The sequence below is a fragment of the Psychrobacter sp. 1U2 genome, assembly GCF_051847575.1.
In genome coordinates, this window is the sequence record NZ_JBPYDC010001259.1 from 1 (window position 1) to 651 (window position 651).

Here is a 651-nt window from a genome sequence, read left to right on the forward strand (position 1 = left end):
TGCAGAAATGCGCCAAAATCTTGGCATCTCTGGAGATCAGCAAGGCTCAGGTGATGATGAAAACCAAGGTAGAGCTGGCGATTTTGCACAGGCTTATGTCATATCGCATGAAGTAGGTCATCACGTACAGACATTGCTTGGTATCACTCAGCAAGTCAATGAAGCAAGTCGTCAGGTGACTCGCACGCAGGCTAACAAGCTTTCTGTATTACAAGAATTGCAGGCCGATTGCTTTGCAGGGGTTTGGGCGCAGCGCAACCAACAGCGTGTACAATTTTTGGAGTCAGGTGATATTGATGAAGCAATCAACGCTGCAAGTCAAATCGGTGATGATCGTCTTGCGCGTGCAAGCGGTCGTGCAGTGACACCAGACAGCTTTACTCATGGCACCAGTCAACAACGTGTGCAATGGTTCACGCGCGGTTTGGAGAGTGGTAATGTACAATCATGTGATACCTTTAGTGGTGCTTTATAATTAATGACAATGTAAAAGCTTATTTATAATAGACAACAAACAATAAAAGGCCTGCAATATCAACTGCAGGCCTTTTATAAAATTAACTCATATCTTATAAATTAAATACATTTTAAATAAAAAATATTCAAAATATAGAATAGAGAAAATAACAACTTATTTATTATCTGCTGTTT

Annotated in this window: 1 protein-coding gene; it reads left to right on the top strand. The window is 40.6% G+C overall.

Annotation, left to right across the window (positions count from 1 at the left end; all coding sequences use genetic code 11):
• On the top strand, positions 1–475 hold a 475-nt coding region (locus tag ACS8FD_RS21525), incomplete at its 5' end, for a neutral zinc metallopeptidase (RefSeq protein ID WP_439277372.1).
• Positions 476–651 lie beyond the last annotated feature (176 nt).